At 37.0% G+C, this 13212-nt stretch carries 14 protein-coding genes; 5 read left to right on the top strand and 9 right to left on the bottom strand.

Features of this window, described 5'->3' with window-relative positions; all coding sequences use genetic code 11:
- Positions 1–152: 152 nt before the first annotated feature.
- Genes HCH28_RS01015 through HCH28_RS01005 form a run of 3 tightly spaced genes read right to left on the bottom strand, consistent with a single transcriptional unit; the run spans position 153 to position 4494 of the window.
- Positions 153–1505 carry an aspartate aminotransferase family protein gene (locus HCH28_RS01015; protein ID WP_221679218.1) on the bottom strand — a complete coding sequence of 451 codons (1353 nt, stop codon included), beginning with the start codon at positions 1503–1505 and terminating at the stop codon, positions 153–155.
- A gap of 24 nt (positions 1506–1529) precedes the next feature.
- Positions 1530–3059 (bottom strand): CoA-acylating methylmalonate-semialdehyde dehydrogenase, encoded by a 1530-nt coding sequence (locus HCH28_RS01010; protein ID WP_221679216.1) that lies wholly within the window; start codon positions 3057–3059, stop codon positions 1530–1532.
- Between the two features lie 22 nt (positions 3060–3081).
- The gene (locus HCH28_RS01005; protein WP_221679214.1) at positions 3082–4494 is read right to left on the bottom strand and encodes an amino acid permease; all 1413 of its coding nucleotides are present in this window, start codon (positions 4492–4494) and stop codon (positions 3082–3084) included.
- Between the two features lie 233 nt (positions 4495–4727).
- Between HCH28_RS01005 and HCH28_RS01000 the strand changes: the two genes are divergently transcribed.
- The gene (locus HCH28_RS01000; RefSeq protein WP_221679212.1) at positions 4728–6296 is read left to right on the top strand and encodes a PucR family transcriptional regulator; all 1569 of its coding nucleotides are present in this window, start codon (positions 4728–4730) and stop codon (positions 6294–6296) included.
- Positions 6297–6349: 53 nt separating this feature from the next.
- Here HCH28_RS01000 and HCH28_RS00995 read toward each other — a convergent pair whose 3' ends face one another.
- The 6 genes from HCH28_RS00995 to HCH28_RS00970 all read right to left on the bottom strand — a co-directional run bounded on the left by HCH28_RS00995 (position 6350) and on the right by HCH28_RS00970 (position 11220).
- On the bottom strand, positions 6350–7144 hold the full coding sequence (locus HCH28_RS00995; RefSeq protein WP_221679210.1) for a carbon-nitrogen family hydrolase: 795 nt from the start codon (positions 7142–7144) through the stop codon (positions 6350–6352).
- A 448-nt stretch (positions 7145–7592) separates the two neighbouring features.
- The gene (locus HCH28_RS00990; RefSeq protein WP_221679208.1) at positions 7593–8126 is read right to left on the bottom strand and encodes a hypothetical protein; all 534 of its coding nucleotides are present in this window, start codon (positions 8124–8126) and stop codon (positions 7593–7595) included.
- Positions 8127–8663: a replication-relaxation family protein gene (locus HCH28_RS00985; protein WP_255600373.1), complete on the bottom strand. Its 537-nt coding sequence runs from the start codon at positions 8661–8663 to the stop codon at positions 8127–8129. It abuts the gene before it with no gap.
- Between the two features lie 4 nt (positions 8664–8667).
- Positions 8668–9966 carry an FtsK/SpoIIIE domain-containing protein gene (locus HCH28_RS00980; protein ID WP_370635275.1) on the bottom strand — a complete coding sequence of 433 codons (1299 nt, stop codon included), beginning with the start codon at positions 9964–9966 and terminating at the stop codon, positions 8668–8670.
- 184 nt (positions 9967–10150) lie between these two features.
- Positions 10151–10315, bottom strand: coding sequence for a hypothetical protein (locus HCH28_RS00975; RefSeq protein ID WP_221679205.1), 165 nt, complete (start codon positions 10313–10315; stop codon positions 10151–10153).
- Positions 10316–10329: 14 nt separating this feature from the next.
- A complete protein-coding gene (locus HCH28_RS00970; protein ID WP_221679203.1) occupies positions 10330–11220 on the bottom strand; it encodes a helix-turn-helix domain-containing protein in 891 nt (296 codons plus the stop codon).
- A 173-nt stretch (positions 11221–11393) separates the two neighbouring features.
- Here HCH28_RS00970 and HCH28_RS00965 point away from each other — a divergent pair, with 173 nt between their 5' ends.
- The 4 genes from HCH28_RS00965 (at position 11394) to HCH28_RS00950 (ending at position 13182) form a co-directional block, all read left to right on the top strand.
- Entirely contained in the window at positions 11394–11591 is a 198-nt protein-coding gene (locus HCH28_RS00965; protein ID WP_112117285.1) for a helix-turn-helix domain-containing protein, read from the top strand.
- Positions 11592–11677: 86 nt separating this feature from the next.
- Positions 11678–12445 (top strand): hypothetical protein, encoded by a 768-nt coding sequence (locus tag HCH28_RS00960; protein WP_221679202.1) that lies wholly within the window; start codon positions 11678–11680, stop codon positions 12443–12445.
- A gap of 128 nt (positions 12446–12573) precedes the next feature.
- Positions 12574–12714 (top strand): hypothetical protein, encoded by a 141-nt coding sequence (locus HCH28_RS00955; RefSeq protein ID WP_221679201.1) that lies wholly within the window; start codon positions 12574–12576, stop codon positions 12712–12714.
- 216 nt (positions 12715–12930) lie between these two features.
- On the top strand, positions 12931–13182 hold the full coding sequence (locus HCH28_RS00950; RefSeq protein ID WP_221679199.1) for a helix-turn-helix transcriptional regulator: 252 nt from the start codon (positions 12931–12933) through the stop codon (positions 13180–13182).
- Positions 13183–13212: the final 30 nt, after the last annotated feature.

Genomic DNA, 13212 nt, shown 5'->3' with positions numbered 1-13212 from the left:
TTTCCACTATTTTTTTGATAAATTTCAGAATTTTATAATTATTTTTATTGAACTATAATAATTATTCCTAGAATTTTTGTTGCCCCAAAGGCCAATAATAAAAGTTCTAAAAGCCCTTATTACGCGGCTTTTAGAACCTACATGAATAGTTGCTATAGCGTATTTATACTATTCACAACCACATTTAGTATGCGGTCAAGATCTTCTTGTGCAATATTAAGTGGTGGTGATAACGTTAAGACGTTATTAAACCCTGCTACAGTGGCTCCATTTTTCCCAATGATGACCCCTTGCCCTTTACATGCTGCAATGACAGCATTCACTTTCTCCACAGATAAAGGTTCTTTCGAAACTTTATCTACCACTAATTCAATTCCAATCAATAAGCCTTTGCCTCGTACATCTCCTACATTTGGGTGATGCTGTAATTCTTGTTGCAGTGTTTTTAGTGTTGCTGCACCAATTTCCTTGGAACGGTCAAATAATGCCTCTTGTTCAAGAATCTCAATATTTTTTAATGCGACTGCACATGCCACCGGCGAGCCACCGAATGTATTAACATGGCGGAAATAGCCGTATGCATCTGATCCAGTAAACGCCTCATATATTTCACGCTTTACCGCTGTAGCTGATAATGGTAAATAGGCACTTGTAATTCCTTTAGCCATTGTAATAATATCAGGCTTTACACCATAATTCATAAATCCAAATGGCTTCCCTGTACGACCAAAGCCACAAATAACCTCATCTACAATCATTAAAGCGCCGTGTTTTTTACATACTTCTTCAATACCTTTTAAATAGTTTTCTGGAGGCATAATGACACCTCCACCTGTAATAATAGGCTCTAAGATCATCGCTGCAATGGTGTCGCTCAGCTCCCATGTCATCGTTTTGTCTACAGCCTTTACACTCGCTAAATCTAATGACGCAATTGTATCACTTTCATGCTCGCGATATTGATCAGGTGGTGCAACATGGATAAAGCCAGGTGATAGAGGCTCATATTTATATTTACGCTCCGCCTGCCCTGTTGCCGCTAATGCACCGAATGAATTCCCATGATAAGCACGGTAGCGAGAGACAATTTTATAGCGCGAGCTTTGTCCTTTTTGCTGGTGGTATTGTCGCGCTATTTTAAAAGCTGTTTCATTCGCCTCTGAACCACTGTTAGAGAAGAAAATAACATAATCTCCACCAAGCATTTCATTAAGTTTTTCGGCTAGTTCGACTGCTGGCAAATGTCCCTGAGATAAAGGTGCATAAGCATTTTTCATCATTTGTTCATGTGCTGCATCCGCTAATTCTTTACGACCATAGCCAACATTGACACACCATAGCCCAGCCATCGCATCAATATATTCCGCACCATCTGTATCAGTAATTCTTGCGCCATCAGATTTCTCTACTACATACGTGGCTTGTGGATTATAGGGTTTCATCGAATGCCATACATATTGCTCATCCTTTGCTAATACATCGCTTTTAAGATTGATCTGCGTCATCGCCAAACACCCCTCATTATTATTTTAGTTTTTCGCATCGTTATTACTTGGAAACGCAAAGGAGCTTGCTGTATCCTCTGTCTCATCGGGCCAACGTTCAGAAATCGTTTTTGCCTTTGTAAAGAACCTCGCCTGATCTGGACCAAACATATGCCCTTCACCAAACTTAGAGCGTTTCCACCCACCAAAGTTATGATAGCCAACTGGGATTGGGATGGGCACATTTACCCCTACCATGCCCACCTCTATTTCTTCTTGGAATTTACGCGCCGCCGCGCCACTGCTTGTAAACATTGTGACACCATTGCCAAGCTCATGACCATTTATTAAATCAATAGCCTCTTGTAGTGAATCAACCCCTACTACAATACGTGCTGGACCAAAGACCTCCTCTTTGAAGATCGTCATTTCTGGTGTGACATGATTAAGTAAAGTGGGACCAAGATAAAAACCATTTGACGTTTCACATACTTTTGGATTTCTTCCGTCGATGACAATATTGGCTCCTTCACTTATGGCCCCATCGATATAACGTATAATCGTTTCCTTTGATTGTTTAGTGATGACAGGACCAAAATCGACGCCTTGCTCTGTATAAGGCCCTACTTTTAGTTGGGAAATTTTATTTTTCAATATTTCTGTAAATCGTTGCTCTGTATCCTTCCCTACAACGAGTGCACCAGAAATAGCCATGCAACGCTGAGATGCTGCGCCATATGCTGCTCCTAAAAAGGCATTTGCTGTCTGTTCTAAATTGGCATCTGGCATAACAATCATGAAATTCTTCCCACCACCAAATGCAGCGACACGTTTATTGTGCTTTGTCCCAGTTTGATAGATATATTCAGCAACAGGCGTTGAGCCAACAAATGAAATTGCTTGAATCTCTTTGTTTTCTAATAGTTCATCGACTGCCTCTTTATCTCCATTCACCACTGTCCAAATACCGTCTGGTAGTCCTGCCTCTTTCCATAATTGGCTCAAATATAATGCTGAAATAGGTACACGTTCAGATGGCTTTAGAATAACAGCATTTCCTACCGCAACAGCCATACTTGTAATAGCCAGTGGTACCATAACAGGAAAATTAAATGGTGCTATGGTTGCTACTACACCAAGTGGCGATTTGGCAGAAAAAGCATTAATATTTCCACCTACATTGACGGAATACTCTCCTTTTAGCATTTGTGGGGCACTGATCGCCATATCCACAGATTCAATCCCACGAACAATTTCACCTTTTGCATCTTCCTTAGTTTTTCCACTTTCTTGGCAAATCAAATTGATAAGTTCTTCCTGTCTTTCTACTAACAGCTGACGGAAACGATGTAGCACTTCTACCCGCTTCCCAATTGATGTTTTTTTCCATGCTGGAAAGGCTTCCTTAGCAAGCTGAATAGCATGCTTTACCTCGGCTCTTGAAGCAAGGGGCACTCTTGCAATAACCTCACCTGTTGATGGATTATATACTTCAGAGAATCTGTTACTTGTACCTGCTACCTCTTCTCCTTTGATAAAATGTGTTAGCGTTTTCATTTCTTGTTGAACTGTCATACTGGACCACTCCTTTTTCGTCTTATTGTTCAAAATCAAACTCGTCTTTTGTGAAAAGGGAACTTGATTCATCGGCTTGTTTGATCACCTTTTTCTTTTGAGTCAGCATATAGAAAATCATCACAATGGCCACAATAACGCATGTAAATAATATTTGTGAGCGCATAGACTCTATAAAGAACATCGCAATGAGTAATGCTGTTGTTGCTACTATTGTTAAATATGTTAAATATGGAAATAGCCACATTTTCACCTTTAATAGCTCTGGATTTTCTTGCTCAATCTTCCGGCGCATTCTTAACTGTGAAAAGGCAATGATTAAATAAAGGATCAACGTAATAGCACTACAAGAACTTAATAAAAACATAAATACTTTATCTGGGGACACATAGTTCATAATGACCGCAATATATGAGAAAAATGTTGCGGCAAGTATGGCATTGACAGGTGCACCATTTTTGTTTAATTTTAAAAATGCCCTTGGTGCTTCTCCTTTTTCTGCTAAAGAAAATACCATTCTTGATGTAGCATAAAGTGCTGAATTTAGGCATGATAATACAGCAGTTAAAACAACAAAATTCATAATTTGTGCGGCTGCAGGAATACCAATATAATCAAGTACAGCTACATAAGGACTTGTTAAAATATCTGAGGAATGCCAAGGCAATAGCGTCACTACAACTGCAATAGAGCCTACATAGAAAATTAAAATACGCCAAGTAATAGAATTGGTAGCTTTTGTGACAGCGGCTAACGGTTCATCCGATTCACCAGCAGCAATCGCAACGATTTCTGTCCCCATAAATGAAAAAATAACTATAACGACACCCATTAGAACAGCGCCAAAACCATTTGGTAAAAAACCACCCTGCTCAACTAAGTTGGTCATACCAACAGCATTAAAGTTTGGAGCAATACCAAAGATAATAAAGGCACCAAGACCTAGAAAAACGACTATACTTGCAACCTTAATAAGAGAGAACCAATACTCAAACTCACCAAAAGCTTTGACAGAAAGAACATTTGTTAATGTAAGTGCTACAGTTAATAACAGACTTAATAGCCATAAAGGAATCCCATCATACCAATATTGAATAATGGCAGCTGCTGCTGTTGCCTCTAAAGCAATGGCAATCACCCAGAAAAACCAGTACAACCATCCAATCATAAAACCTGCCCACGGACCAATGGCTTCATGTGCATAGTGAGCAAACGATCCACTCGTTGGATTGACTGCCGCCATCTCACCTAGCATACGCATAACTAATACAACGATAATTCCTGCAAATATATACGATAAAATTGCCCCTGGACCAGCTAGGTTAATGACCGAGCCACTCCCCATAAATAGTCCAGCACCGATTACACCGGCAATCGCAATCATCGTCATATGCCGCTTCTTTAATCCTCTTTGTAAATGCGTTTGTTGCCCCATATCTGTCACCTCTTTTAGTAGATTGCTTGATCGCTTACAAAAATCTTACATCTTTCATAACGTTGAAGTAATAGACAAACTGTAAAATTCTATACTTTTGTTTTATACATAATGTAAAATAGACTAAATATTCTTAAAATAATTTTTAAACGATTTTATGAGTAAATTTATAGCACTAAGCAGAAATTATTGAATATCAATCACAGAGATGCATGTCAAAAGGAGGGGCAAAAATGAGCTCATTTCAACTAAAAGTACTAGACGTTTTACAGAATAAATATTTTCAAAATGCAGAGGTAGTTGCAGGTCATGAGGGACTAACAAGGAGCGTTAAATGGGTACATGTACTAGAAATCATACATGTTGATAATTTTTTAGTTGGTGAAGAGTTAGTATTAACTACAGGGCTTAGTCTTCAACATAGTATTGAGGACTTTGTATCCTTTATAGAAGCCATCATTCAAAAAAATTGTGCTGCACTTTGTATTGAATATGGCACCTCTATTCAAACAGTACCTGAAGCGATTTTAACGCTTGCCAACCGCCACCAGTTTCCTATTATTGTTTTCCATGAAGCAGTTCCTTTCGTTCGTATTACACAGGATTTACATAGCCAAATTATCAATCAGCAATATCTATTGATTTCTTCACTAGAAGCTTACTCACAAACATTGAACAAAAATGCACTATTGGGACAAAACACGGATGATATTTTACAAAATATGTATAATGAATTGAAAATACAAATTATGTTTTCCATTAAGGGAAGAGAGCCTATCTTTTTCCCCAATATGGCTCATAAAAAGCGGCAGCAATTCCTAACATTGAATATATCGACTCAGCAATTTAAACATGAGCCTATTTTTCTATTTGATCAACATTATGCTGATTTATCAATTTATCGAGAAGATGGGCTTTTCTCCGAATTTGAATTATTAATATTAGATCGCACGGCAACAGCGTTGGCACAGCTTTTAATGCGAGAGTTTTATATTGAGGAAAAAAAGAATATTGAGGATGCTTCGATTTTAGCTGATTGGATTGATCAAAAACTGTCTAAGGAGGAAATTTATAAATTTATCGTTACACATTATGCTAACTATACACAATCTAGTGGCACTGTCTTTATTTTGGCTTCTCCTAATACATTGACAAAGGCACAGGAGGATGTTGTCTATAGTAAGCTTTATTACCGTAATCTGTTTGAGCAACATGGCTTTATTCCATTTTTATTTGAAAGAAAAAGCTATGTTATTTTTATTTTACTGCATACAAAAGATAGTAAAGCCATTCGTGATATGTTGAACAACATGTTTTCCTCCTTGGCCAAAACTGAATTTTATAAAAAGCAGCAAGCACAAGGTTATCAGATAGCTATTGGGAAGGTTGTTTGTGATGTAGATGAAATTCCTAAAAGCTATCAAACTGCACAAGAAACCTTATATATTTGTCGAAAAGTACAAACGTCCTCGTTCTTTTACGATGATCTGCATTTATATCATTTAATCTATAAATTACAAATGCAAGTGGATTTACAGGAAGTGATTTACGACTATTTACAGCCAGTTATTGAATACGATAAAAAATATAATAGTAAGCTTCTCGAAACATTGCAGGTGTATTTACAAACAAATGGCTCTAAACAGCAAACAGCGAATCAATTGTTTATTGTTCGTCAAACACTCTATCACCGCTTAAAAAAGCTTGAAAGTTTACTAGGTAAAAATTTTATGAATGGGCATAACCGCATTACACTTGAATTTATGCTACTAGCCAATTCATTGATCGAGGATAAGAGCTAGAAAAAAGTTGGCACGCTCAAAAGGCTATCTACCTTCCTAAGCGTGCCCCTTAATTACCCTTTCACAACTACATCCTGATACAGTTCAGGTCTGCGATCATCGTAAACAGGGATTCTTCCACGTACTTCATCGACAATAGAAAAGTCTACATCGATCACCGCTATTTCCTCGTCCTCAGCACCAACCCAAAGTACTTCTCCCCAAGGCTGAATAATCATGGATTGCCCATTAAAATTTTCTACCTTTTTTGAAATACGATTAACGGCTATGACAAAGCATTGATTTTCAATTGCCCGAGCCTGTAGCAATGTTTTCCAATGGTCAATCCTTGGAGTTGGCCACTGCGCTGGTACAAATAATACCTTTGCTCCTTGTAATGCATGGGCTCGTAACCATTCTGGGAAGCGAATATCATAGCAAATAACACCAGCAGCTTCAATGTCACCTAGAGCAAAACGATTCATTTCATTCCCTGCCTCTAAGTAAAGATGCTCGTCCATTAAACGGAAAAGATGTGCCTTGCTGTATTCCCCAACAAGTTCTCCATTACGATCAAAGGTATACATTGTATTATAAAATTTGTCGCCTTTCTTTGTTGAAACAGAGCCCCCTACAATATGTACATCAAGTTCCTTAGCAAGTTTAGCCAAAAAGGCCTTTGTCCGCTCACCATTGATATCTGCTAGCTCAGACAGTTTTTCCAAAGCATAGCCTGTGTTCCACATTTCAGGTAACACAATAATTTCTGCCCCTTGTTTTGCAGCTTCACGAATCTTCTCCTCAGCACGCGCAAAATTTTCTTCAGCTTTGCCAAAGCCAACATTTAATTGAATACATCCGATTTTCATATCCATTCCTCCTCTAGACAATTAACAGAAAAAGTAATACCTTTTAAATCACTTAGTTAATGATGTCTTTAATACTCTCGAAGTGTATGGTTTACTACATTTTCGTTTTATTATTTTCTATTATACTATATCTGAAATCACTGTTATTTATATTTATCCAGTCAATTGGTCGCTTTTTAGTCGCTCGAAGTCGCTTGTTTTTATGAATAAGAAATTAAGACCACCCATTTTGGAGTGGTCTTTTGTATTTTATAATCTGATAACACTCTAACTTGGTGACCCTGTTAAAAAGAAATACATAGCTAATAAGACCAACCAAATTAGTACTATAAAAATAACTAAACGTTTCATATTTTATCCTCCTGTTGAATCTTTCTTCCATTAATCTATATTGTAATTTAATAATACCTCACAGTACTTTCAATTGGATTAATTTTTCCATTTAAATTCAAACAGCCTTACCAATCGTTCTAAGTATCTCTAAAAATAACGGAGACATTTGAATTAATACATAACCTAATCCAGCATTCATAATTGTATTCCAAGCACGCTCACTATTCCCTAACATAAAGAAGAAACAACCACCTACCATAATGACGCTGGCTATCGGAAAACTAATTGCTACTAAAATTTGTACAACTGGATCTAAAGCAGTTGCGAGTATCTCTAGTGATTTATCAGCAATGATTCCAGTTTGTTGAGGAAAAGCATTAACAGGTATTGAGGAAGGTATTTGTGCTACGACTGGTTCCAATATTGGTTGTTGAATTGGAGCAGCTACAGGCATAACTGTGGAGGAATAAGTGTCATTGAATTTATTGAACATAAATAATCCTGTTCCTATTGCAACTGTGGAAGGTATAGCTGCAGCTATTGCTACATGTTTTAAAGTTGCATACTTTTCATCCCCTTCGAATCGCTCACTATAATCTGTATACTCACTAGTTGGTACTACCTCTGTTTTAATACGTTTTTTAAACATCTATATTCCTCCTTTAATTTCATTAATTGTATACACCTTGCACTTTAGCCCTCCACAGGATGCTTCTAACTGCTGCCTACGCAACTCTGTTGTGGTCAACCATACAAGTGTTGGGTAATAGCCTAATTGCTTTACAACGCTTGGCATGAGCTCCTTGTAGCGTTTAATTTTCTCCCTGTTTTCCTTCATCGTTTGAAGGTTATCGACCTCTAAAAAATGTTGAAACCCATTCCTTGAAAACATGCCGTCCACAATGATACTGGTAGTACCATCCGATATTTTAACTTCGTTCTTCCAATCCCTTGGACACTTATAAAATAGCCAGAACTCATTACGCATGATGGTATGTTGTACATGGCCGCCTTTCTTACGTACCTTTTCACAATCAACATATAGACGACCTGAATTGTTGAGGAAATAAACTGTTTCGTAACCATCCCGAATGGATGATAGATAACTGGATAAATTGTGGAGGACCCTATTCGTATTACGTTTCTTTCCAAGGTTAAAGTATCGACTAAGTTGATCACGCGTCATAAAATCAAACTTCTTCAAAAGTAACAGTATCTGTTCGTCTCGGTTGGATAACTGTTTCTTCAACGCGCTCCCCTTTCTTATCGATTATGTGTGGTTGAATAGCATCGTGGATAATTTGTGGTGTGATCAGTGGTGTTTGAAGTATTTCCCTTTTATCTGCTGTTTGGTAAATAGCACGGCCTTTTATTTGAGGTAACGACTCTGCCCCTTCTGCATCCAGTACGACTCTTGAAGCCACTCCTGACTGTACTCTAAAGCACAACTTTGCATCAGCATTTTGTTTAATCTGTCTAGGGATGACGTCCCCAGTTGGATATTGTGTAGCTACAACTAGCCTAAAACCTAGCCCTGCTCCAAGCCTCGCTATTTGGCTCATGATTGTTTGGCATTCCAGTTTTAAACGTTTCTCTTCCTTAGTAACTGCCTCGGCTGCATTAAGCTCCCCTACTTCATCAATGACAACAAAGTAACGTTCCTTTATGCCTGCCTCTTGTACGTTCTTCTTTCCTTTACACTTTAATTCACGTTGTATAACGCGCATCTTGTCATAGGCTTGTTGCAATGTGTGGAGGGCCTCATACGGCTCGTAAGCAATGGAAATCGTCTGTTTAATATTTTCATAGTCGCATAATTCCACTCCACCTTTTAGATCGATTAAATAGAAGTTTACTGACGATGGTTCACTGTGAACTAGCGACGTAATCATTGAATTTATTAAGTTACTCTTTCCATACCTTGTGGCACCACCTAGAACGATATGCGGCACAATTTCAAAGTCATGATACTTAAACTCATTGCGCGCTCTAGTAACACCTACAGGCACACTCCAACCTTTACCTGGTGTGAATGGAACTTCCTTTGCTAACGGCTTATCATACACTCTAATAATCAATAATCCATCATAGGATAATTCAATTTCCTTTTGCTCTGTAAGCTTTGCCTTCCACAATTGTTGAAGCTGCAGAAGAAGGTCTTTATTGAGATCCAGTTGTCGTAAATCATTAAAGGTAATATTCTTTCTACGGTTATTCAGACCATCTTCAAATACCTTTAGCTTTGCTTCATAATCAGCGAATGAACGACCAAGAGGAATCCTGTACTTATATTCCCATCCCCATTCATGCTGTTTCTTCTTCACCAATTGAGTTGTCAAAGTATCCTTGCCATCTTTCACATTTAATCCAGACAACGACATAATGCGCTGGATCTTCCCTGAATCATTTGAGGACACTCCCTTACTTTTGGAGAAAGCTTTTAATGCAATTCCACCCATTAATGAGGTTGTTAAAATTTCAAATAGCACACTTTCATCCTTTCTTTAATTTCATCAGCGTCACGGTTCTCTTACGTAGTAAGAGTTGCTTGTATCGAGCATTTCAAAAAGGCTTATTAAACCATTGATACAACAGCATTTCATATATGCCCACATCAATACTCGCATGGCATTCAATCAGGCATGGTATTAGGTATACAAAAGGGCATAAAAATCACCGAACAATATACACCCTCCTACGAGGTTCAATGTACATCTTTTTATCAACAGGCTTATTAACATTTGTGGATGGCTTCTTGAATTGCATTTCTTCATATTGACCCAGTAAATCATAAATAGTAATTTGCCCTTGCTGCTGCATGTACTCAAAGTGTGTCATTGATATATCCCCCTTTACCACAACAACCAGTTATCGATTGTTGGTCTATTATTTGTATTTGATTGTGGAAGGCCATCACGTTCTGTTAACCAATTATAGAAAGGCACTGGACGCTCTCTATCTGTTGTTTCTTCTATAGATGATGATTTATTAGGCTTAACTTTCAGACGTCCTACAGCCTTGTTAAATGCCCCTACAAACACAGCTCTTAATGTACTAGTAATAGTTAATGTACCGTTCGCAATATCACGGATAATGTTAACTAAAACATCCTTAGCGTTCACGAAATCATGTACATCGTTCATTTTTGTAGCTAAGATACATTTGTGTAATTGTTCTTTAAGTTCGTCTATTAATGGCAGCGAGTGCATGAAATCGTAAAGCATCACTTGGTACTCGTTCATGTATTCCTTACAAGCTTCTTTTTCAGCGTGTGCTGATTCATATACTTCTTGTAAATTGCTTGTTTTAAAAGAAGAAAGATAAAAAGAACTAGATGGTTGGTTTTCAAATTGTGGAGGACAAACCGCGTCATTACTAGCTTCTTCGGCTGTCTCTCGTTGGGACACGCTCGATGGGACATAAGGTAATATTCGATAAATACTAGCCCCTTTAATGCCGTTTAATTTAGTGCTTGGTACTTTTTCGATGATGCCTAACTCTGCTAATTTCTTCATCGATCGATAAACTGTTTTTGTACTTATCTCCAAAGATGCAGCAATGGTACTCGCTTTTAAATGGCATACTCCTGTATGTTCTAAGCTGTGTGATGCGAGTTTAAATACGATTGCTCTTTCTGATTCTGTTAAGTCGTAATAGTGAACCGCCATATGGTCCTCCACACTCTTATCCATATCTGCTACTGAATTGAATGTTATGTATTGTGCTAAGTATTCGAATGCCATTTGTGTTTCACCTCTTTTTTATACCAATATTCGTATATACGTTTATTTAGATACATCATATTATACGCTTATTCGTATAGTCAATACCTTTAGGAAAATTTTATTCGATATTGCGTATAAACGTATATTCTGATATATTTTGAATAAGAGATTATAACGAAGGGTGGTTTACTATGCGGATAAAACTAAAAGAAGTAATGGAAGAACGAGGACTTACACAATCTAAACTGGCTGAAATGACAGGGATACGACAAGCTGCTATCAGTGAAATTGTTAACAATCGTAGAGATACAATCAACAAAGCGCATTTAGAAACCATTTGTAAGACACTAGAAATAAAAAGCTTTGATGAAATATTGGAATGGGATTAACAGATAACTAAATAAGGTTGTCTGTTTTTTGTGTACTTTCTTTGTGTAATTTCCTAAAATGGAAATATAGAGGGAGGTCGTTTTAGATGGCAGATACGATTGCTGGGATTGCTGGGTTAGTCTCCATTGCATTATTTGTATTTATTGTTGTAGCAATTGTTAGTTTTAAACAAAAAAATAAACCTAAAGGAATGAAGTTCTTAAAATTAGGAGGTATATCATTTGCAATAGTTGCTGTTTTATCAATACCTTATAATTTCTTAGAAAAGCCAACAGATTCAACTCAGACAGATAAAGAAGATAACAAAATAAGTACATCAGTTGATGCATCAGAAGAAAAGAAAGATGAAAACAAATCTGAAGAAATTGAACATGAACAGGAGATTAATACTACAAGTGAAACTCAAGTTAACGTTCAAACAACTGCTCAAAAACCAGCCAATACAGATAAACCTAAGAATGAAACAACTTCAAGCAAAATTGCAAACATGACTGAAGGTGAACTCAATGCTGAAGAATATCCTGCAAAAGCTGGAGCAATGCTTTATGATAAAACCGAATCGAAATTTAAAGGTATGGAGTATTATTTCAAAGGTGAAGTAGTTGGTGTTAAGTCATTAGAAGGTTTATTCGGTAACATGGAAAATGCACTTTTAATTAAGAATGATCAAGGTTATGTACTCCCTGTTTTCCCTCCTTATGAAATTGATGTGAACGTAGGAGATGCTGTAGAAGCTTCAGGACCATTATCAGGTGATGGCTATGCTGCATCTGACTTAGGAGTCAGTAATGTGGTTGGAATGACAGGAGCAATGAATGCTACGCAAGTTAGTGTAAATGGACAAATACAATAAATTAGCCACTCAAAAAAGTGGCTTTTTTTATGAAAATTTTTAGCATAATAGGAAAATAAATCAACAATATCTATTTACTCAAGTATGCAGATATGCTATAATAAGAGTATAGAAAGGAGGTAATAAAAATGGAACTTGAAAGAGTAGTAGCAATAACAGCATTCGTCAACTTAGCAATTGCAATCGTTAACTTTCAAACAGCAAAGTTAAACAACAAGAAAGCAAAAGCACTTGATGAAAAAGAAAAAGACACCACTTCAAAGAAGTAGCGTCCAAAAGAAAATTTAAAAACGAAGGTTAAGGCTAGCACCCTTAGCCTTCACACTAAATATAAATGATTTGCAGTTGTTATACAATCAAAATGAAAAGAAGAGGTGATTTTCATGACGACTATTACTTTAATTCTTACAGTTGCAGCATTAATAATAATTGGCGCAACAGTTCTTACAATGAGAAAAAAATAAAAAACTAGGTGGTCTCATCCAATGTCAAACAACTACTCTTTCAACAGTAAAGAAGAATTCATTAAATTAGTTCAATCAGAAATCCTAACATCATCAGAAGTATTGGAGGAATTGCAAATTTCTAGGCAGTCATTAAATTCACTTGTAAAACGAGGAAAGCTAACTCCTATCAAAGAGTTACCGCGGGATCGAATGTTTTTACGTGAAGATGTGGAAGCGAGAAAAGAAGCAGCGAAAGAATTACATGCTAAATACAGACCGTATGATGAATAAAAAAATGACCAGGTACTCACTTTCAAATGA

The sequence above is a fragment of the Lysinibacillus sp. K60 genome (assembly GCF_019731275.1).
GTDB classification, from domain to species: Bacteria; Bacillota; Bacilli; order Bacillales_A; family Planococcaceae; genus Lysinibacillus; species Lysinibacillus capsici.
This window is presented reverse-complemented; position numbering and strand designations above follow the sequence as displayed.

Excerpts from the sequence above, each read along its gene's own strand:
- HCH28_RS01015 (WP_221679218.1), bottom strand. The coding sequence starts at position 1,505 with ATGACGCAGATCAATCTTAAAAGCGATGTATTAGCAAAGGATGAGCAA.
- HCH28_RS01010 (WP_221679216.1), bottom strand. The coding sequence starts at position 3,059 with ATGACAGTTCAACAAGAAATGAAAACGCTAACACATTTTATCAAAGGA.
- HCH28_RS01005 (WP_221679214.1), bottom strand. The coding sequence starts at position 4,494 with ATGGGGCAACAAACGCATTTACAAAGAGGATTAAAGAAGCGGCATATG.
- HCH28_RS01000 (WP_221679212.1), top strand. The coding sequence starts at position 4,728 with ATGAGCTCATTTCAACTAAAAGTACTAGACGTTTTACAGAATAAATAT.
- HCH28_RS00995 (WP_221679210.1), bottom strand. The coding sequence starts at position 7,144 with ATGAAAATCGGATGTATTCAATTAAATGTTGGCTTTGGCAAAGCTGAA.
- HCH28_RS00990 (WP_221679208.1), bottom strand. The coding sequence starts at position 8,126 with ATGTTTAAAAAACGTATTAAAACAGAGGTAGTACCAACTAGTGAGTAT.
- HCH28_RS00985 (WP_255600373.1), bottom strand. The coding sequence starts at position 8,663 with ATGACGCGTGATCAACTTAGTCGATACTTTAACCTTGGAAAGAAACGT.
- HCH28_RS00975 (WP_221679205.1), bottom strand. The coding sequence starts at position 10,315 with ATGACACACTTTGAGTACATGCAGCAGCAAGGGCAAATTACTATTTAT.
- HCH28_RS00970 (WP_221679203.1), bottom strand. The coding sequence starts at position 11,220 with ATGGCATTCGAATACTTAGCACAATACATAACATTCAATTCAGTAGCA.
- HCH28_RS00965 (WP_112117285.1), top strand. The coding sequence starts at position 11,394 with ATGCGGATAAAACTAAAAGAAGTAATGGAAGAACGAGGACTTACACAA.
- HCH28_RS00960 (WP_221679202.1), top strand. The coding sequence starts at position 11,678 with ATGGCAGATACGATTGCTGGGATTGCTGGGTTAGTCTCCATTGCATTA.
- HCH28_RS00955 (WP_221679201.1), top strand. The coding sequence starts at position 12,574 with ATGGAACTTGAAAGAGTAGTAGCAATAACAGCATTCGTCAACTTAGCA.
- HCH28_RS00950 (WP_221679199.1), top strand. The coding sequence starts at position 12,931 with ATGTCAAACAACTACTCTTTCAACAGTAAAGAAGAATTCATTAAATTA.